The organism is Kosakonia sp. ML.JS2a, from assembly GCF_025642095.1.
Classification (GTDB): Bacteria; Pseudomonadota; Gammaproteobacteria; order Enterobacterales; family Enterobacteriaceae.
In genome coordinates, this window is sequence record NZ_CP106754.1 from 3,797,383 (window position 1) to 3,816,489 (window position 19,107).

Here is a 19,107-nt window from a genome sequence, read left to right on the forward strand (position 1 = left end):
TATGTCGTTAAAACAATGGGGCGCCATCCTGACAGGGTGCGCCGCCCTGTTGCTCACGGCCTGCACCGTGGTGGATCTGGATGAAAACGGCAAGCCGATTATGCCTGCCGATCCGAATGCGAAAGCCAGCTTCGACAACCTGACCCCACAGCAGATCGCGCAACAAACCTGGCAGGAACGCGTCATGGACGCCGCCCAAAAACATGCGCTGGACGCCAACACGCTCGCCACGCAGATGAAAAACAGCAGTACCACGCCGCAAAGCGTATTTGTCAGACTCACCAGCCAGATTGAACGTGTCGACACCAGCAATGACCGCGAACAACAACTGGTGGTCACCGTGAACGGGCAGCCGCTGACTATTCAGCTCGGCCCGGTAGTACGCGGCAATGCCATCCGCGATGCGACCGGCTTTAAATTTGAGGATTTCACCAACCAGGTTCAGTTTGCACAGCTCTCCCGCGCCTATAACCGTGAAGCCGTGAAGCTCCTGCCCAAAGTCGATGCCAGTTGGGTGGGAAAACCGGCCACGGTGCTGATGGCAGTGACCATCAGCGGCGGCAAAGCGGATGACGCCGTGGCCCTGACGTTGAAACAGGAGGCACAGTAATGAGCGAGGTACCTGTAGACGACATTATCCTGCGCACCAAAGGCGTGTCGATGCTGTTTCCCGGCACCGTCGCGCTGGATAACGTGGATTACAACGTCTGGCGCGGCAAGGTCAATGTGATTATCGGCGAAAACGGCGCGGGTAAATCCACGCTGATGAAAATCCTCGCTGGCGTACAGCAGCCGAGTCTGGGCGACATTCTACTCAATGGCGAGAAAGTGCATTTCGCCGATACCCGCGCCGCCGCCGCCCACGGTATCGGCATGGTGCACCAGGAGCTGAACCTGTTTGAAAACCTCAACGTCGCGGAGAACATTTTCCTTGGCCGTGAGTTGCAAAAAGGGGTGGCGCCCATTAACGAGGCCGAGCAGGAAAAGCGCACCGCCGAACTGCTCAAACGGCTGGATCAACCGATTTCGCCACGCGATCTGGTCGGCAATTTAAAAGTCGGTCAGCAACAACTGGTGGAGATAGCCAAAGCGCTGGCGGAAGACGCGGATATTTTGATCCTCGACGAACCCACGTCGGCACTGAGTAAGACCGAGGTCGACATTCTGTTTCGGGTGATCCGCGAACTCACCCGCCAGGGCGTATCCATTATCTATATTTCGCACCGTCTGGAAGAGTTGATGGCGATTGGCGATGTCATCACCATCCTGCGCGATGGCAAATTCCAGGCCGAAGCCCGGGTTTGCGATATCGACGTGCCGTGGATCGTGCGTGAAATGCTCGGCAACGATCCGGTGAGCAACTTCCTGTCACCGGGGCGCACGTTTGGCGCGCCAATCCTTGAGGCGGAGAATATCACCTGCGTCAATGCCAGCGGCGTGGCGACGGTCAACGATGTCAGTTTTAAAGTGCATGCGGGCGAGATTGTCGGCATTTACGGCCTGATGGGCGCAGGGCGCACCGAACTGTTCGAGTGCATGCTCGGCACAGAGCGCAACTATCTCGGCAAGATATGGCTCGACAGTAAACCGGTGCCGCAACGGCTTACCCCGGCGGAACGCATCCGCATGGGCATGAGCCTGGTGCCGGAAGATCGCAAACGCACCGGGATCTTCCCTATCTCGTCGGTGGCAACCAACCTGACCATCGCCAGCCTGTGGCGTCGCTTACAGCGCGGCTTCGCCATCGCGCAAAAAGATGAACGGGAAGTGGTTGCCAGCACCATTGGCAATCTGTCGATCAAAGTCTCTTCTCCGGAGGTAGAGATCCAGGCACTGAGCGGCGGCAACCAGCAAAAAGTGGTGATTGGCCGCTCGCTGCTCACCAATCCGAAGGTGCTGTTTCTTGATGAACCGACGCGCGGTATCGATGTCGGGGCGAAAGCGGATGTGTTCCGCATGATGGTGCAACTGTCGCAACAAGGGATCGCCGTGGTTTTTTCCACCTCCGATCTGAAAGAAATTATGGCGGTATCTGACCGCATACTGGTGATGTCCGGCGGCAAACTCACCGCCGATATCGTGCGCGATCGGGCCGAGGAATCGGCGCTGGTAACGGCAAGTGCTCAGGGGTTCTGATATGAAAACAACACAAACTGTGGCGCTGACGCCACGCGCGGGCGCGTCGCTATCACGCGAAAGTGTGATCCTGTTATTGCTTAAGCTGCGCACCTTTATTGCGCTGTTCCTGATTGTGGGCTTTTTTACCGCCACCGTGCCGGGTTTTCTCTCCACCGGCAGCCTGGTGATCATGATTAAGCATATTGCCATCAACGCCTTCCTGGCGCTGGGCATCACCTTTGTCATCATCACGGCGGGCATTGACCTGTCGATTGGCGCGACGCTGGGCCTGTGTGGCATGCTTGCCGGTTGGATGATCACCAAGGGCATTGTGCTGCCGATGTTCGGTATCGCCATCTTCCCCAGTGTCTGGGTGATTGTGCCGCTGGTGCTGCTCATTGGCGGGTTTATTGGCGCGATAAATGGCTGGATCATCACCCGCTACAACGTCGCGCCGTTTATCTGCACCCTCGGCACCATGTACGTGCTGCGCGGCGCGGCGATGCTCACCTCCGACGGGCAAACTTTCCCCGGTCTTGCCGGCAACCCGCTGCTGGGCAACACCGGTTTTGATGAGATTGGCGCCGGTACGCTGTTTGGTATTCCGTGGGCTATCTGGCTGATGATTGTGCTGGCGGTGGCGATAGCCTACGTCGCGCGTCGCCTGCCGTTCGGTCGCCATGTGTATGCCATTGGCGATAACGAGCGCGCCGCAGAACTCTCCGGCGTGCGGGTCAAACAGGTGAAAATCTGGGTCTACACCCTCTCCGGATTATGCGCAGCACTGGCAGGCATTGTGGTTTCGGCGCAGCTACTCGCCAGCCACCCGGCCAACGGTACCGCATTTGAGATGAACGCCATTGCCGCCGTGGTGCTCGGCGGGACCTCTCTGGCGGGCGGTCGCGGAACCGTGCTCGGTACGCTGATCGGCGCATTCGTCATCGGGTTTCTGGCCGACGGGCTGGTGATGATGGGCGTCAGCGAGTTCTGGCAGATGGTGATCAAAGGCATTGTGATCATCGTGGCGGTCATTATCGATCAGATGCAAAACCGCATGCAGCAAAAAGCCGCGGTCGTCGCGCAAAAAGCCGTTATGGAAGGAAAATAAAACCAGCTTGCCCGGGGCGTTCCCCCGGGCCTTTTGTGTAGGCCCGGTGCACTCACCGGGCATTTTTTTACGGTCTTATCAGAAGGATTCCCACTCGTGTTCCTGGCTGTGGCTCTTCGCTGCTGCTGACGTGCGCGAGGCGGATTTGCCCGCTTTTGTCGCAGCCGGGCGCGCGGCGACATTTTTTTGCGCGGCATCGCCAGGCAGGCGGAACACCGAGACAATTTCCGTTAACTGGAAGGCCTGCTGTTCCAGCGAGCTGGAAGTTGCAGAGGACTCTTCCACCAGCGCGGCGTTCTGCTGGGTGACGCTGTCCATCTGCGAAATCGCCGTACCAACCTGGCCGATGCCTTTGCTCTGCTCGGTAGAAGCAGAGGCAATCTCACCCATAATGTCCGTTACGCTGGTGACCGAACGCAGAATGTTGTCCATCGACTCACTGGTGAGGGTGACCTGGTCAAAGCCGTTGTTGACGTTGACCACCGACTCATCAATCAGCGTTTTGATCTCTTTGGCGGCCCCGGCGCTACGCTGCGCCAGGTTGCGCACTTCGCTGGCGACTACCGCAAAACCACGCCCCTGTTCACCGGCGCGCGCCGCTTCCACCGCAGCGTTGAGCGCCAGGATGTTCGTCTGGAACGCAATGCTGTCGATCACGTTGATGATGTCGGTAATTTTCTGCGAACTTTCGGTAATGTTCTTCATGCTGGCAATGACCGCCTGCACGCGTTCCTCACCCTTGTTCACTGCCGCCGAGGCGGTTTTCGCCAGTGTACTGGCTTCGCTGGCGTTATCGGCGTTCTGTTTCACCACCGCGCTCAGCTCTTCCATGCTGGCAGCGGTTTGCGTCAACGCGGCGGCTTGTTCTTCGGTACGGGAAGAGAGATCGGTGTTCCCGGAGGCAATCTCGCTGGCGCCCTGGTAAATCTCACCGGCGCTATTGCGAATCTGCGTCACGGTATTTACCCAGTTTTGCTGCATTGTCTCAAGGAAAGGGATCAACTGCCCCACTTCATTGTTACCCAGGTTTTTGGTCGGTTTGTCGAGGTTACCCACCGACAGCACCTGCAAATGCTCTTTTACCCACTCCAGCGAACGCGCCAGGCACAGCGCCAGGTAACGCTCAGACATGACCAGCATGGCCAGGCCAATGATCATCGCCACAATGATGATGGCGCGCGTCTGTGAAACCCAACTGGCAATGCGGTCGTTAGCGGCGGCTTTGAGATCGTGGATCTCCTGATTGTAGGCGACGATCGCCTGAGAGAAACCGCTGCGCAACGGGCTGAACTGATCTTTTGACAACTGCGTGTAACTGTCGACGTTGTTGACTTTCACCGCTTCAAACATCGGTTTTATAGCCTGATTAAACAACGTCAGCGAACTGTTATAAATATTATCGGTCGAGTTGTTGCTGATATTGGCGTGGTCGGTGACTTTGAATTGATTTAACCCGCCTTGCAGAAAATCGATATCTTTGCCAATACGGTCAATGGTTTGCTGGTAATTTTGCGTATCGTTATTCGCTTTAAAAACCAATGCGCGATCCATCAATAGCTTCACCTGATAATAGCGATCGCTGGCATTGTTAATGATGTCGCCGTTAACTTGTTGCACGTTGGTGAGCGCGACTTCTTCCGTCAACCCGCTCAGCGCATGCAGCGAGAAAAACGACACACCGCCCCAAAGAAGAGTGAAAATGATTAAAATCGCAAGCATCACGAATTTAATCTTAACATTATGAATAAATTGCATATAAACCCCGACCATTGCTGTGAAATAAGAGCGTTAAGGACAGCAAAAAACACGCCTGTCTGAGATTCCATCGGCGCGGTTACGGGGTTAATTAAGATTAAAAAGAAGTAAGGCAATAACTTTTATTTAAAATAGTGATAACACTGCCTGTGAAATAGATGTAGTGAATATATCTTTCAGGGACGGCGACAAAGCGCGACATCACACGCCGTGTTATCCACCTGATAAGCAAAGCGCCATCCGGCACGGTGCACTCAGGCATTCTGCCGGATGGCGGCTTACGCCTTATCCGGCCTGTGCGCCAAATCGCGCCGTTATTCGCCTGTCACCAGGCTGCGCGCGGTGGGGTAATCGGTAATTAATACATCAATATAGTTGCCCTGCAACGCACCGCGAATGGCATTGCGTTTCTCTTCTCCGCCCGCCAGCGCAATCACATGCGGGCACGCACGAATCTGCGCCAGCTCCATGCCAATAACCGGATCTTCGTCGTGACTGAGCACCGGGTTACCGGCCGCATCGTAATAATGCAGACAGATATCGCCCACCGCGCCGCGCGCCGAGAGCAGTTTGAGCATATCTTCGTTATAGTAGTTGCCGGAGTTTTTCAGCAACTGCGATGGCTCCAGCTCACCGATACCGACAATCGCCACATCCACTTCAGCGAATTTACCCACTACCGTCGCCACATCCGGACTGTTGACCAGCCGTGCGCGCTCCTCCACCGAGTGTTCAATACTTTGTGATGGCAGTAGCCACGCCGGGCAGCCAAGATGCGCCGCCAGTTGCTGCGTCAGGATCGTCGCCTGCACATTGCCGTTCGGCCCTACGCCGCCGAGTAACTGGATCACACCCGCGGCGCGAATATTTTGCGGGTGCATCTCATCAACCATACAGCGAATCGTGCTGCTCCAGGATGAAATCCCCACCAGGTCCTCCGGCCGCAGACGCGTTTCCACATAGTGCGCCGCCGCGCTGCCGATGGCGTGTTTGATCTGCGCATTTCCCGCATTTTCGCCCACGTCCACCACAACCGCCTGGCGAATGCCATACTGCTGCTCAATGGCCTTTTCCAGCCCGACAAAGATATTCGTCGGCTGGACAACGGTGATCTTCACCAGCCCCTCTTTCTGGCAACGGGTTAACGCGCGTGACACAAAAGATTGTGAAAGGTGGAGTAATGTGGCGATATCAGACTGTTTTTTATTTTCGTTGTAATAAAGCGTGGCGATCTTCACCAGTAACCGCTGTTCATCCTGCTTTGACATGGGGATCCCCTTAAATTCATTACCTGATATTTTATTCATCGCTGAATAGATAACAAGCCAGCGCAACAACCCTGCCGCGATCCAAATGTGATCCTTTTCTCCTTTCTTTCAAATTTGCCGATCCCGGACGTAGACAAACCTTAGCACAAGGCATATCTTTAATCATGAATATTAAATCAATAGTGAATATATATTCCAAGTAACAGACAACTCCCTGTCGTCGCTTGTAATAACTGCCGATAACATCCTGTGTGGATGTGTTTTTTCACTCTGATTGAATATTTATTCAAGACAGATTATAAATTCAAGAGGTGTCTTATGAATCCGTTTTCGCTCTCTGTTGAGGAGCTTGAAAAAAAAGCACGCGCGGTTCGCCGTCGCATCATCGTGCTGAACGCCGAAAGCCCGGCAGGCGGGCATACGGGAGCCGATTTATCACAGGTGGAGCTACTGACCGCGCTCTACTTCCGCATTCTGAACTGCTCGCCGCAAACCAAAGAGAGCGCTGAACGCGATATCTACATTCAGTCAAAAGGGCACGCGGTGGGCGGTTATTACTGCGTTCTGGCGGAGGCCGGGTTTATTCCCGTCGACTGGCTGTCAACCTATCAGCACGCGGATTCGCATCTGCCAGGTCATCCGGTGAAACATAAAACCCCCGGCATTGAGCTGAACACCGGCGCGCTCGGTCATGGTTTACCGGTCGCGGTGGGCATTGCAATGGCGGCGAAACGCAGCAACAGCGCACGTCGCGTTTTCGTGGTTACCGGCGACGGTGAGCTGGCGGAAGGCAGCAACTGGGAAGCCGCGCTGGTCGCGGCCCATTATCAGCTGGATAACCTGATCATCATTAACGACAAAAACAGTCTGCAACTGGCCGGTCCCACCAAAGAGATCCTCAACACCGACCCGCTGGATGAAAAATGGCGCGCGTTTGGAATGCAGGTCACTGAATGTCGCGGCAACGATATCGCGGATGTGGTTGCCACGCTGGAAGGCTTACGCCCTGCAGGCAAACCGCATGTGGTGATTGCGCACACCACCAAAGGCGCAGGCGTCTCCTTTATTCAGGGACGTCCGGAGTGGCACCACCGGGTGCCGAAAGGTGAAGAGATCGCGCAGGCGCTGGAGGAACTGAAAGATGAGTAATAGCGAACACCTGGCAACGGTGATGGTTAACGCCTTTATCGACGCGGTAGATAATGGGGTGGATCTGGTACCGGTGGTGGCTGACTCCACCTCCACGGCCAAAATTTCACCGTTTATGAAAAAATTCCCGGGCCGCGTAGTGAACGTCGGCATCGCCGAACAAACGCTGGTAGGCGCAGCCGCCGGTCTGGCGCTGGGCGGCAAAGTCGCCGTCACCTGTAACGCCGCGCCCTTTTTGATCTCCCGCGCGAACGAGCAGATCAAAGTCGATATCTGCTACAACAACACCAACGTCAAACTGTTTGGCCTTAACGCCGGGGCCAGTTACGGGCCGCTGGCCAGCACCCACCACAGCATTGACGATATTTCGGTGCTGCGTGGTTTCGGTAATATCGAGATTTACGCCCCCTCCAGCCCGCTGGAGTGCCGACAGATCATTGAGTACGCCCTCGACCACGTTGGTCCGGTGTATATCCGCCTCGACGGCAAAGCACTGCCGGAGCTGCATGACGAAAGCTACCGCTTTGCGCCGGGAAATATTGATGTGCTGCGCACCGGGAAAGATATCGCACTGGTGGCCATGGGATCGACGGTACATGAAATTGTCGAAGCCGCCACACAACTGGCAGCGGAAGGTATTGATGCCAGTGTTATCAGTGTACCGTCTATTCGCCCCTGCAATACATCACAGTTGCTGGCGCTGCTGCAACCGCACCGCGCCGTGATCAGCGTCGAAGAACATAACATTAACGGCGGCGTCGGCAGCCTGGTGGCGGAAGTGCTGGCGGAAGCGGGCTGTGCCCTCCCCTTGCGTCGGCTTGGCATCGCCGATGGGCAATACGCCATCGCCGCCGATCGCGCCGCCACCCGCGCCCGTCATGAGATCGATGCCGCCGGGGCGGTAAAACATGCCCGCGCGTTACTGGCAACGCGGTAATAACAATAAAAAGAATATCTTACTGGAGAGAGAACAATGTCCCGAATCCCGCAAAAACTGACCATGGCGGTCATTATCGGCAACCGCGGTTTCTTCCCGAGCTATCTGGTGGCGGAAGCGCGCGAACAGGCTATCGCCCTGTTTGACCGTCTTGGTATTAACACCATTATGCTCAATGAGACGCAAACCGAACTGGGCGGTGTGGAAACCCGCCAGGACGCGAAAATTTGCGCCGACCTGTTCCGCGCCCACCGCGATGAGATCCACGGCGTCGTGGTGCTGCTGCCTAACTTTGGCGATGAAAAAGCCGTGGCGGAAACCCTGCGCCTCTCCGGGCTGAATGTTCCGGTGCTGGTGCAGGCCGAAGAAGATAATCTGGATAAAATGGGGCTGGCGACGCGTCGCGACAGCTTCTGCGGCAAAATCTCCCTGTGCAACAACCTGCGCCAGTACGGCATCCCCTTTACCCTCACCACACAACACGTTTGCGCCTTGCGCGGTGAAGTGTTTGAGAACGATCTCAAACGTTTTGAGCAGATCTGCCGGGTAGTCAGCAGCATGCGCGGTGTGCGCGTGGGTGCCATCGGTGCGCGCCCTGCCGGGTTTAACACCGTGCGCTACAGTGAAAAACTGCTTGAGCGGCTGGGGATTGCGGTAGAAACCCTCGATCTTTCGGAAGTCTTTACCCGCATCAAAACCCTGCGCGATGATGATATCCGCGTGGATGAAAAACGCCGCCTGTTAATGGACAACGCCGACGCCAGCGCCATTCCCGCCGACAAACTGGTCACCATGGCGAAACTGTTTGTGGTGATCAGCGAATGGGCCATCGCCAATGATATCGACACCACAGCCATCCAGTGCTGGACGTCGTTGCAGGAGAATCTGGGCATTAACGTCTGCTCCATCATGAGCGTGATGTCCGGCCAGCTCATGCCGTCCGCCTGCGAAGTGGATGTGATGGGCGCGCTGTCGATGTACGCGCTGGCAAGCGCCAATATGAGCCCGGCATCGATTGCCGACTGGAACAACAACTTTGGCGACGATCGCGATAAATGCGTGCTGTTCCACTGCGGTAACTTCGCCGCCGCCAGCCTCGACACACCGCATATGGGCACTGCCGATATCATCGGCACGACCGTTGGCAAAGAGAACACCTGCGGCGCGGTGCACGGTCGTCTGAAAGCCGGGGCGCTGACCTACTTCCGTTTAAGCACGGACGATCTGAGCGGTGAGATCAAAGCCTATGTTGGCGAAGGCCAATCCGTGGACGATCCGCTGGATACCGTTGGCTGCCGTGCGGTGATTCAGGTGCCGCATTTAGAACATCTGCTGTCATGGATCTGCCGTAACGGTTTTGAACACCATGTGGCGATGAACCACGCGGCAAGCGCGGGCATTCTGCATGAAGCCTTTACCCGCTATCTCGGTGTTGACACTTACCTGCATCAATAAACGCCTGATGGAGAAACGTCATGTCGCCAGATAAAGAGATTGTGATTGCCCTGGACGAAGGCACCACCAACGCCAAAGCAGTGGCGCTGGACAGCCGCGGGCAGGTGGTAGCGAAATGCTCACACCCGCTGACCATCCAGACCCCGCGTGAAGGCTGGGTGGAACAATCCGGCGAGCAACTGCTGGAAGCCTCGCTGGCGGTGATTCGCCAGGTCATCGATGACGTCGGCGCAGCGCGCGTGGCGGCGCTGGCCATCAGCAACCAGCGGGAAACCGCCATTGGCTGGTATCGCGCCAGCGGTCAGGCACTAGGCCCGGCCATCACCTGGCAATGCTCACGGACGGCGGATTTTTGCCATGCCTTGCGTGAGCAGGGCCATGAAGCGGCCATCAAAGCGGTGACCGGCCTGCCGGTAGCGCCGCTGTTTTCGGCGTCCAAGATGCGCTGGCTGCTCGACGCCACGCCTCAGGGCAACGAACGGGCGGCACAGGGTGAAATCTGCCTTGGCACGGTAGATAGCTGGCTGCTGTGGCACTTAACCGCTGGCAGCGCCTTCTGCTGCGACTACTCCAACGCCTCGCGCACCCAGTTGCTCAATCTGCACAGCGGCGACTGGGACGAAGAGATGCTGGCGCTGTTTGGCATTCCGCGCCAGGCCCTGCCGACGATCCGTCCTTCCAGCGGATTATTCGGTCATACCCAGGGTTTACACGGCATTCCGGACGGTATACCGGTACTGGCAATGATCGGGGATTCGCACGCAGCGCTGTTTGCCCACGGACTGGGCGCCGCCGGGTGCGTAAAAGCCACCTACGGTACCGGTTCGTCGGTGATGGCGCCCGTCGCATCGGCGCAGTGCGATGTCAAATCGCTGGCGACGACCGTGGCGTGGCACGATGGCGAGCGGTTGGTCTACGGGCTGGAAGGCAATATCCCGCATACCGGCGACGCGGTCGCGTGGATGGTGGAGAGCACCGGGCTGAATGAGCTGCCGGAAGCGGAACTGGCGCAGGCGCTCAGCACGCTGCCCGCGTCGGTGGAATCAACGCTTGGCGTCTATTTTGTGCCAGCGCTGACCGGGCTGGGCGCGCCCTGGTGGGATGAACATGCGCGCGGTTTGATCCACGGCCTGAGTCGTGGGGTGAAACGCGCGCATCTGATCCGCGCGGCGCTGGAATCCATCACCTATCAAATTGCCGATGTGGCGGTGGCGATGCGCCAGCATGGCGACTTTACCCTCAAAGCGCTGATGGTGGACGGCGGTCCGACGAAGAATGACTGGCTGATGCAATACCAGGCGGATTTACTGGGCTGCCCGGTGATGCGCAGCGATGTGGCGGAGCTTTCCGCCATGGGCGCGGCGCTGCTGGCGCGCAAAGCATTAATGCAGGTTGATAGCGAACAGCTGCGCCAGTTCCTGCCGGAACACGCCACTTTTCAGCCGGATATGACGCGCCACGGTCGGCTACAAAAACGCTGGTTCGACTGGCAAAACGCCGTTCAGCTTGCCCGTGCGCAAAAATAACCTTCTCTCGTTGCGGGGCCTCTGCCCCGCGTTTTTTTGGTAATGCCAAAAACGTCTGGCTTATGCGAGTGGCGCATATAGAAAGACGAATTTAAACTTTAAGAAAATTCAGAAGCGGCCTAACGTAGCGGTACAAAATAATCACATGACGTTAACTTTTCAGGGATTTTCTGATGACCAAAAAACTGCTGCCCCTCGTCATACTGACCCTCCTTTCTGCTGCCAGCCACGCGGCAACGCCCCCGGACACGCTGGTGGTGGCACAAGGTCTGGACGATATTGTGAGTCTCGATCCGGCGGAAGCCAACGAATTATCCAGCATCCAGACCGTGCCAAGCCTGTATCAACGCCTGGTGCAGCCGGATCGTGAAAACCCGGAAAAGATAAACCCGGTGCTGGCGGAGAGCTGGCAGGCGGATGCAGCGGCAAAAACCCTGACCATTAAGCTGAAAAGCGATGCGAAGTTTGCTTCCGGTAACCCGTTGCGCCCGGAAGATGTGATTTTCTCCTATACCCGCGCGGTGACGCTGAACAAGTCCCCGGCGTTTATCCTTAACGTGCTCGGCTGGCAGCCGGATAACATCGCCAGCCAGTTGAAAAAAGTGGATGCCCATACCCTGCAACTACACTGGACGGCAGACGTTAGCCCGGCGGTGGCGCTGAATATCCTCTCCACGCCGATTGCCTCTATCGTTGATGAAAAGCAGGTCAGCGCGAATGTGAACGCCGGTGATTTCGGCAACGCATGGCTGAAAATGCACTCTGCGGGCAGCGGCGCGTTTAAGATGCGCGTCTACCAGCCACATCAGGCCATCGTGCTGGAGGCTAACCCCACCTCTCCAGGCGGTGCGCCAGCGCTTAAAAATATCATTATCAAAAACGTGCCGGACCCGGCCTCCCGCCGTCTGTTGATCCTACAGGGTGATGCGGATGTGGCGCGCGATCTCGGCGCGGATCAAATCAGCGCGCTGAGCGATAAAAAAGGCGTCAAAGTGCTGAGCATCCCCTCTGCGGAGCAGAACTATCTGGTGTTTAACACCGGTAATAGCGCAAACCCGTTGCTGAATAACCCGGCGTTCTGGGAAGCAGCGCGCTGGCTGGTGGATTACAACGGTATTACCAAAGACCTGCTGAAAGGCCAGTACTTTGTCCACCAGAGTTTCCTGCCGGTGGGGCTGCCAGGGGCGCTGGAAGATAATCCGTTTACCTTCGACCCGGCAAAAGCCAAAGCAATCCTCGCCAAAGCGGGTATTAAAGACGCGCACTTCACGCTGGATGTGGAGAACAAACCGCCGTTTATTACCCTCGCGCAGTCGATGCAGGCCAGCTTTGCCCAGGGCGGTGTGAAGGTGGATCTGCTGCCCGCAGCGGGTAGTCAGGTGTATGCCCGCGTACGTGCAAAACAGCACCAGGCGGCGATCCGTTTGTGGATCCCCGACTACTTCGATGCCCACTCCAATGCCAGCGCCTTTGCCTGGAACGATGGAAAGTCCAGTACTGTGGCCGGGCTAAACGGCTGGCAGATCCCGGAACTGAACAACGCGACACTGGCGGCAGTGGCGGAACCGGATGCGGCTAAACGTCGGGATCTGTACAAGAAGATGCAGCAGGAGTTGCAACACGCATCGCCGTATGTGTTTGTTGATCAGGGGAAAACCCAGATTGTCGTGCGCGATAACGTCAAAGGCTATCAGCAAGGCCTGAATGCGGATATGGTGTGGTATGACCGCGTAACCAAATGATGATTTCCCCTCACCCTAACCCTCTCCCCGCAGGGGAGAGGGAACCGATCGGTGCGGGTTTATCTCCTCACCCTGACCCTCTCCCCGCAGGGGAGCGGGAAGTGATCGGTGCAGGTTTATCCCCTCACCCTGACCCTCTTACCACAGGGGAACGGGAAGTGATCGGTGCAGGTTTATCCTCTGACACACATCCCACAATCGCAGGGGAGTTAAGCGGTGGAGATTTTCCCCCTCTCCCTTTTAGGGAGAGGGCCGGGGTGAGGGTTATTATCCGCTTTACCTTAATGACGAGCTTTCCATGTCTGACATTTCTCGCGTCGCTCAGGCGCTCTTCACACTGCTGCTGACCCTGTCAGGTCTGCTGCTGGTCACCTTCTCGCTCTCGGCGTTTTCGCCGGTGGATCGGGTGCTGCAAATTGTCGGCGATCACGCCAGCCAGGCCACGTACGATCAGGTGCGCCACCAGCTTGGGCTGGATCAACCCCTGCCGCTTCAGTTCTGGCACTACCTGCTGAACCTCGCGCACGGCGATCTGGGTATTGCCAGCGCCACCGGACAACCGGTGTTGCAGGATCTGCTGTCGGCGTTTCCCGCCACGCTGGAGCTGGCGACGCTGGCGCTGATCATGGGCACACTGCTGGGGGTGATCGCGGGAGTGCTGTGCGCGCGCTTTGCCGGTTCACCGTGGGATTTAGCCATGCGCACGTTTACGCTACTCGGCAATTCCGTGCCCATCTTCTGGCTCGGCCTGTTAATGCTGGCGCTGTTTTACGCCCGCCTGCAATGGAGCGCCGGACCGGGCCGGCTGGATGATATCTATCAGTACACGGTCACGCCGCAGACCGGATTTGCGCTGGTGGATACGTGGCTCTCCGGCGACAGCGCCGCCTTTAAAAATGCCCTCAGCCATTTGTTGCTGCCGGTGTTGCTGCTGGCCTATTACTCACTGGCAAGCATAACCCGGCTCACCCGTTCAGCCTGCCTGAGCGAAATGAACAAAGAGTACATCCTGTTGGCGCGCGCCAAAGGTGCGGGGGAGATGACCATTTTATTGCGCCATGTTCTGCCGAATATTCGCGGGACACTGCTCACAGTCATCGCGCTGGCTTATACCAGCATGCTCGAAGGCGCGGTGCTGACGGAAACGGTATTCTCATGGCCGGGCATTGGCCGCTACCTGACCACCGCACTGTTCGCCGGGGACACCACCGCCATTATGGGCGGTACGCTGGTGATTGGCGTCTGCTTTGTGCTGATCAATAACCTGACCGACCTGCTGGTGCGGATCACTGACCCGAGGGTGCACTGATGCCGACCACGCTCTTTTTGCTGCGTCTTCGCCGCTCCCCTGCCGCCTTTAGTGGGTTAATCATTGTCGCACTCCTGCTGCTGGTAGCATTGTTCGCACCGTGGCTGGCACCGCGCGATCCCAACTGGCAGGACGCCGCCTCACGCTTGCAAGCGCCGGATGTTCAACACTGGCTTGGCACCGACAGCTACGGTCGCGACCTGCTCTCAAGGCTGATTTACGGTACTCGTCCGGCGCTTGGGCTGGTAGCGCTGGTAACGCTTATCACACTGCCTGCCGGGCTGCTGGTGGGCATCCTTTCAGGCTATTACGGCGGCTGGGTTGAACGCATCCTGATGCGTTTTACCGACGTGGTGATGTCGATGCCGCGCCTGATCCTCGCTTTCGCCTTTGTCGCCATGCTGGGGCCTGGGCTGGTCAATGGTGCACTGGCGCTGGCGCTCACCACCTGGCCCGCCTATGCACGCCAGGCGCGCAGCGAGATCCAGCGTCTGCGCCACAGCGATTATCTGGCAGCGGCAGAGATGATGGGGATTCGCGGCTGGCGCTTACTGCTGGGCCATCTTTTACCGCTCTGTTTACCGTCGGCGATTGTGCGCCTGGCGCTTGATTTGGCGGGCATTATTCTGGCCGCCGCCGGACTGGGTTTCTTAGGACTCGGCGCTCGCCCGCCGATGGCGGAATGGGGCGCGATGATTGCTGAGGGTATGCAGGTGATTTTTGACCAGTGGTGGATTGCCGCCGCGCCTGGCGCGGTGATCCTGCTGGCAAGCCTGGCGTTTAACTTACTGGGCGATGGCCTGCGCGACATTCTGGAGCCACAACATGACTGATATCCGCGTCGCCGTCAGCGGCCTGACCATTGACTATCCCGGCGCACGGGTGGTGAACAACCTCAGTTTTACCCTCGGCAACGAGCGACTGGCGCTGGTGGGGGAATCCGGTTCGGGTAAATCGATGACCGCCCGCGCCCTGATGGGGCTGGTGCGCAAACCCGGCAACGTTAATGCTCAACAACTGGAAGTGCTGGGCCACGATCTCCGCAGCCTCACGCCCCGGGGCTGGCACCACCTGCGCGGTAACGGCATCGCCATGGTATTGCAGGATCCCCGTTACGCCCTCAATCCGGTAAAAACCGTGCTGGCGCAGATTGATGAAGCGTTAACACTGCACCAGCGGTTGAGCCGCACACAGCGGACCGGGAAGATCCTCGACGCGCTGCAAGCGGTTGAACTGGAGCCCGCGGTACTGAAACGTTATCCCGGTGAACTCTCCGGTGGTATGGGGCAACGGGTGATGATCGCCATGGCGCTGGTCAACGATCCGAAAGTGCTGATCGCCGATGAACCCACCTCAGCGCTGGACGCCAGGTTGCGAAACCAGATCCTCGAACTGCTGGTGGTGCAATGTGAACAGCGACAAATGGCGATGCTGCTTATCAGCCACGACTTACCGCTGGTGGCGCAACACTGCCATCGCGTGATGGTGATGTACCAGGGCGAATGCGTCGATGCCATGCCTGCGCAGGCGCTGCCCGGTGCACAACACCCTTATACCCGCACACTGTGGCGCTGCCGCCCCGGCGCGGAAACCTATGGTCAGATGTTGCCCACGCTCGATCGCAGCCAGTCATTCACGGAGTGAAGCATGACAGTTATTGAGATGCACAATGTGCAGGTTGCCTTTGGCGACAAAACGGTGGTCTCGGGGGCCAGTTTCCAGGTCAATCAGGGGGAAACATTCAGCCTGATTGGCGCATCGGGCTGCGGCAAGTCCACCTTACTGCGCGTACTGGCAGGCTTGCAGCGTGAGTGGCAAGGCGCGATGTCGCTGTTTGGCGAGCCCATCAAAGCCGGTACACGTTATCAAGGGGCGCTGCGGCGTAATGTGCAGATGGTGTTTCAGGATCCCTGGGCGTCGCTGCACCCTAATCACACACTCTACCGCACCCTGGCGGAGCCGCTGACAATCCACGGCGAGAAAGAGGTGGAGACGCGGGTGAGCAGCGCCCTTGAGCAGGTGGGGCTGCCTGCGGATGCCGCACGCCGTTACCCGCATCAGCTTTCCGGCGGGCAACGCCAGCGTGTGGCTATCGCCCGGGCGTTGTTGCTGCAACCGAAAATTCTGCTGCTGGATGAACCCACATCGGCGCTGGATATGTCGGTACAGGCGGAGATCCTCAACCTGCTGAACCGTCTTAAACAACAACACGGGATGAGTTACCTGCTGGTCAGTCATGATGCGGATGTGATTGCCCATATGTCAGACCGGGCGGCGTTTATGGCAGGGGGCGTGATTGCACGTTTTTTTGACCGGGATGCGCTGCGACGCGGCGAACATCGCATGGCGTAGAGAGACGGCACCGGAACAGGCCGATGCCGTTGGTGTCAGGGAGACAAATTCGCAAAGCAGGTGGCGAGAGTCTGTTTCTGCTGGCCCTGATTATCGAAATTACTGGCGCTGAGCCAGGCGGAAATGGCAGCATCGCGTTGCGGCCATTCGCTATCCAGCATCGACAAATAGTCGGTATCGCGGTTACGCCCTTTACGCACCATATGCTGGCGGAAACAACCTTCCCAGGTGAAGCCCAGGCGTTCTGCGGCGCGGCGTGACGCCATGTTCAACGTGTCGCATTTCCACTCTACGCGGCGGTAATCGCAGGCGAAGGCGTGGCGCAGCATCAGCCAGACGGCTTCGGTGCCCAGCACGCTCTTTTTCATCAGCGGCGACCAGGTCACATGACCGATCTCCACCGTGCCATTTTGCGTATTGTTCGCCAGCCAGGCAATCACCCCAACGGCGCGGTTTGTCGCAGCATCCACCACCGCGAAAGGGTGCACGGATTTGTCGATCATCTTGCCAATCACCCAACGCGCCATACTGTCCACGTCATCCGGGCGGACGCCTGCCAGCCAGGTCCAGTCGCTGTCATCCTCCGCCTGCGAATAGGCGTGCAGCAGGTGCGGGGTATGTACCCTGACATCCAGCGGCTCCAGCCGACAATAACGCCCTTGTAATACGCTCTGCGGCAACGGTTGTACGCCGTTCCAGTGGGGCAGCGCATTGCCTACATATTGACCATAGTGATTCAGTTCCGGCACGTTTCTCTCCCAGGCAAAAAAGATAAATGTAAAAAAGATGTTTTATCAGGAGAACGCGGCGGAAGACAGTGCTAAAAATTGGGGGTTTTTGTTAAAAAATGCTTTTGAAATCAGAGGACTGACCAGACAAGGCGTCAGGAATACCTGACGCCGACTGAATTAACGCGCAAGATTGCCAAATTGAGACAAAACCCGGTCAAAAATGGCCAAACCGCGTGTCACTTCTTCCGCGCTCATGGTGCAGGGCGGCACCACGTGAATGCGGTTTTCCACCACAAAACTCAACACCCCGGCCTGGGTCAGCGCCGTTTTGATCGCCGCCATATCCGTTGCCGCCAGCGGCGTTTTATTTTTCCTGTCGCTTACCAGTTCCATGGCCTGGAACATACCGCGACCGCGCACATTGCCAATCAGCGGGTGTTTCGCCGCCAGCGCGTCCAGCCCTGGTCGCAGTACGCCGTTGCCCACGGAGGCGGCGTTCTCCACCACCTTTTCCTCTTTCATTGCATCAATCGTGGCGACAACCGCGGCCATCGCCAGCGGATGGCCGGAATAGGTCAGCCCCCCGGCAAAGAAGTGATCGTCAAAGTAGTGTGAAATCGGCTCAGAAATCAGTACGCCGCCCGCCGGGACATAACCGGCGTTAACCCCTTTGGCAAAGGTGATCAGGTCCGGCACCACGCCATCCTGTTCAAACGCGAACCAGCTACCGGTGCGACCAAAACCGGCCATCACTTCATCGAGGATCAACACAATGCCAAACTCATCCGCCAGCGCGCGAACGCCCTGCATATAGCCCGCTGGCGGCACCAGAATCCCCGCCGTCCCCGGAATGGACTCCAGCAGAATGGCGGCGATAGACGTTGGCCCCTCGCACTCAATCATCCGACGCAAATGCGCCAGCGCGCGTTCGCACTCTTCTGCTTCGCTGGTGGCATTAAACTCGCTGCGGTAGAGATAGGGGTTAAAAAAGTGCACATGCCCACGCGAATATTCGTTTGGCACGCGACGCCAGTCGCCGGTTGCGGCAATCGCACTGCCGGTATTGCCGTGATAGGAACGATAGGCGGAGAAGACTTTGTCGCGTCCGGTGTACATCCGCGCCATGCGGATGGCGTTTTCATTGGCATCTGCCCCGGCGTTGGTGAAAAAAACCTTACTGAAGCCTTCCGGCGCCAGTTCAACAATGCGCTTCGCCGCTTCGCCGCGCGCCAGGTTGGCGGTGGCCGGGGCAATGGTCACCAGTTCTTCAAGCTGGGCTTTCATTGCCGCCAGCACGCGGGGATGCTGGTAACCAATGTTGACGTTCACCAGCTGGCTGCTGAAATCGAGGTACGTGTTGCCGTCGTAATCCCACAATTCACAGCCTTTCGCGCCGGCGATCACCATCGGATTGAGGTTGCCCTGCATCGACCATGAATGAAACACATACGACCGGTCCAGTTGACGCACGTCGTCATTGGTTATCGCCATCTCGCTCTGAAGTGCCAGTTTCATATCCTGCTCCTTTCATGCCGTTGTTGTTGACTGCATCATGCGGCGCGCCCTTCTTTCGCGGGTAGAGCCAGTCGTGTTGGCGATATGTGACACACGTGTCACACCGTTTGCTGGCAACTGGCTCTGTCTGGTGCAGGCCGGG

The 19,107-nt window shown here is 57.6% G+C and carries 16 protein-coding genes; 12 read left to right on the forward strand and 4 right to left on the reverse strand.

The genetic code is table 11. The annotated features are described in order from the left end of the window. The first annotated feature begins 1 nt into the window (after position 1). The 3 genes from N7922_RS18075 to N7922_RS18085 are packed head-to-tail and all read left to right on the forward strand — an operon-like array spanning position 2 to position 3,226. Positions 2-610, forward strand: a complete 609-nt coding sequence (locus N7922_RS18075) for a DUF2291 family protein (RefSeq protein ID WP_263097618.1) — start codon at positions 2-4, stop codon at positions 608-610. Continuing rightward, a complete protein-coding gene (locus N7922_RS18080; RefSeq protein ID WP_263097619.1) occupies positions 610-2,136 on the forward strand; it encodes a sugar ABC transporter ATP-binding protein in 1,527 nt (508 codons plus the stop codon). Before N7922_RS18075 ends, N7922_RS18080 begins: the two co-directional genes overlap by 1 nt. Before the next feature lies 1 nt (position 2,137). Beyond that, positions 2,138-3,226, forward strand: a complete 1,089-nt coding sequence (locus N7922_RS18085; protein WP_263097620.1) for an ABC transporter permease — start codon at positions 2,138-2,140, stop codon at positions 3,224-3,226. Positions 3,227-3,304: 78 nt separating this feature from the next. Here the strand turns inward: N7922_RS18085 and N7922_RS18090 are convergent, their stop codons facing one another. Together N7922_RS18090 and N7922_RS18095 are read right to left on the reverse strand one after the other, a co-directional pair. Further along, positions 3,305-4,981 carry a methyl-accepting chemotaxis protein gene (locus tag N7922_RS18090; protein WP_263097621.1) on the reverse strand — a complete coding sequence of 559 codons (1,677 nt, stop codon included), beginning with the start codon at positions 4,979-4,981 and terminating at the stop codon, positions 3,305-3,307. A gap of 314 nt (positions 4,982-5,295) precedes the next feature. After that, positions 5,296-6,249, reverse strand: coding sequence for a sugar-binding transcriptional regulator (locus N7922_RS18095; protein ID WP_263097622.1), 954 nt, complete (start codon positions 6,247-6,249; stop codon positions 5,296-5,298). Positions 6,250-6,567: 318 nt separating this feature from the next. Here N7922_RS18095 and N7922_RS18100 point away from each other — a divergent pair, with 318 nt between their 5' ends. The 9 genes from N7922_RS18100 to N7922_RS18140 all read left to right on the forward strand — a co-directional run bounded on the left by N7922_RS18100 (position 6,568) and on the right by N7922_RS18140 (position 16,719). Continuing rightward, a complete protein-coding gene (locus tag N7922_RS18100; protein WP_263097623.1) occupies positions 6,568-7,398 on the forward strand; it encodes a transketolase in 831 nt (276 codons plus the stop codon). After that, on the forward strand, positions 7,391-8,335 hold the full coding sequence (locus tag N7922_RS18105; RefSeq protein ID WP_263097624.1) for a transketolase family protein: 945 nt from the start codon (positions 7,391-7,393) through the stop codon (positions 8,333-8,335). The genes N7922_RS18100 and N7922_RS18105 overlap by 8 nt, the downstream gene beginning before the upstream one ends. A 36-nt stretch (positions 8,336-8,371) precedes the next feature. Then, the gene (locus N7922_RS18110) at positions 8,372-9,790 is read left to right on the forward strand and encodes an L-fucose/L-arabinose isomerase family protein (RefSeq protein ID WP_263097625.1); all 1,419 of its coding nucleotides are present in this window, start codon (positions 8,372-8,374) and stop codon (positions 9,788-9,790) included. A 20-nt stretch (positions 9,791-9,810) separates the two neighbouring features. After that, positions 9,811-11,316 carry an FGGY family carbohydrate kinase gene (locus N7922_RS18115; protein ID WP_263097626.1) on the forward strand — a complete coding sequence of 502 codons (1,506 nt, stop codon included), beginning with the start codon at positions 9,811-9,813 and terminating at the stop codon, positions 11,314-11,316. Between the two features lie 173 nt (positions 11,317-11,489). Beyond that, positions 11,490-13,058 (forward strand): ABC transporter substrate-binding protein, encoded by a 1,569-nt coding sequence (locus tag N7922_RS18120; RefSeq protein ID WP_263097627.1) that lies wholly within the window; start codon positions 11,490-11,492, stop codon positions 13,056-13,058. Between the two features lie 298 nt (positions 13,059-13,356). After that, entirely contained in the window at positions 13,357-14,367 is a 1,011-nt protein-coding gene (locus N7922_RS18125; RefSeq protein WP_263097628.1) for an ABC transporter permease, read from the forward strand. Further along, positions 14,367-15,200, forward strand: a complete 834-nt coding sequence (locus N7922_RS18130) for an ABC transporter permease (protein ID WP_263097629.1) — start codon at positions 14,367-14,369, stop codon at positions 15,198-15,200. Before N7922_RS18125 ends, N7922_RS18130 begins: the two co-directional genes overlap by 1 nt. Then, entirely contained in the window at positions 15,193-16,011 is an 819-nt protein-coding gene (locus N7922_RS18135) for an ABC transporter ATP-binding protein (protein ID WP_263097630.1), read from the forward strand. The genes N7922_RS18130 and N7922_RS18135 overlap by 8 nt, the downstream gene beginning before the upstream one ends. A gap of 3 nt (positions 16,012-16,014) precedes the next feature. Continuing rightward, entirely contained in the window at positions 16,015-16,719 is a 705-nt protein-coding gene (locus tag N7922_RS18140) for an ABC transporter ATP-binding protein (protein WP_263097631.1), read from the forward strand. A 35-nt stretch (positions 16,720-16,754) separates the two neighbouring features. Here N7922_RS18140 and N7922_RS18145 read toward each other — a convergent pair whose 3' ends face one another. After that, positions 16,755-17,468: a GNAT family N-acetyltransferase gene (locus N7922_RS18145; RefSeq protein ID WP_263097632.1), complete on the reverse strand. Its 714-nt coding sequence runs from the start codon at positions 17,466-17,468 to the stop codon at positions 16,755-16,757. 159 nt (positions 17,469-17,627) lie between these two features. Then, complete coding sequence (locus N7922_RS18150; protein WP_263097633.1) at positions 17,628-18,965, reverse strand: aspartate aminotransferase family protein; 1,338 nt, start codon at positions 18,963-18,965, stop codon at positions 17,628-17,630. Positions 18,966-19,107: the final 142 nt, after the last annotated feature.

Bases quoted from the DNA above. Each gene is read 5' to 3' on its own strand.
- N7922_RS18120 (WP_263097627.1), top strand. From the start codon at position 11,490: ATGACCAAAAAACTGCTGCCCCTCGTCATACTGACCCTCCTTTCTGCT.
- N7922_RS18085 (WP_263097620.1), top strand. From the start codon at position 2,138: ATGAAAACAACACAAACTGTGGCGCTGACGCCACGCGCGGGCGCGTCG.
- N7922_RS18095 (WP_263097622.1), bottom strand. From the start codon at position 6,249: ATGTCAAAGCAGGATGAACAGCGGTTACTGGTGAAGATCGCCACGCTT.
- N7922_RS18100 (WP_263097623.1), top strand. From the start codon at position 6,568: ATGAATCCGTTTTCGCTCTCTGTTGAGGAGCTTGAAAAAAAAGCACGC.
- N7922_RS18105 (WP_263097624.1), top strand. From the start codon at position 7,391: ATGAGTAATAGCGAACACCTGGCAACGGTGATGGTTAACGCCTTTATC.
- N7922_RS18115 (WP_263097626.1), top strand. From the start codon at position 9,811: ATGTCGCCAGATAAAGAGATTGTGATTGCCCTGGACGAAGGCACCACC.
- N7922_RS18110 (WP_263097625.1), top strand. From the start codon at position 8,372: ATGTCCCGAATCCCGCAAAAACTGACCATGGCGGTCATTATCGGCAAC.
- N7922_RS18075 (WP_263097618.1), top strand. From the start codon at position 2: ATGTCGTTAAAACAATGGGGCGCCATCCTGACAGGGTGCGCCGCCCTG.
- N7922_RS18130 (WP_263097629.1), top strand. From the start codon at position 14,367: ATGCCGACCACGCTCTTTTTGCTGCGTCTTCGCCGCTCCCCTGCCGCC.
- N7922_RS18090 (WP_263097621.1), bottom strand. From the start codon at position 4,981: ATGCAATTTATTCATAATGTTAAGATTAAATTCGTGATGCTTGCGATT.
- N7922_RS18140 (WP_263097631.1), top strand. From the start codon at position 16,015: ATGACAGTTATTGAGATGCACAATGTGCAGGTTGCCTTTGGCGACAAA.
- N7922_RS18150 (WP_263097633.1), bottom strand. From the start codon at position 18,965: ATGAAACTGGCACTTCAGAGCGAGATGGCGATAACCAATGACGACGTG.
- N7922_RS18125 (WP_263097628.1), top strand. From the start codon at position 13,357: ATGTCTGACATTTCTCGCGTCGCTCAGGCGCTCTTCACACTGCTGCTG.
- N7922_RS18135 (WP_263097630.1), top strand. From the start codon at position 15,193: ATGACTGATATCCGCGTCGCCGTCAGCGGCCTGACCATTGACTATCCC.
- N7922_RS18080 (WP_263097619.1), top strand. From the start codon at position 610: ATGAGCGAGGTACCTGTAGACGACATTATCCTGCGCACCAAAGGCGTG.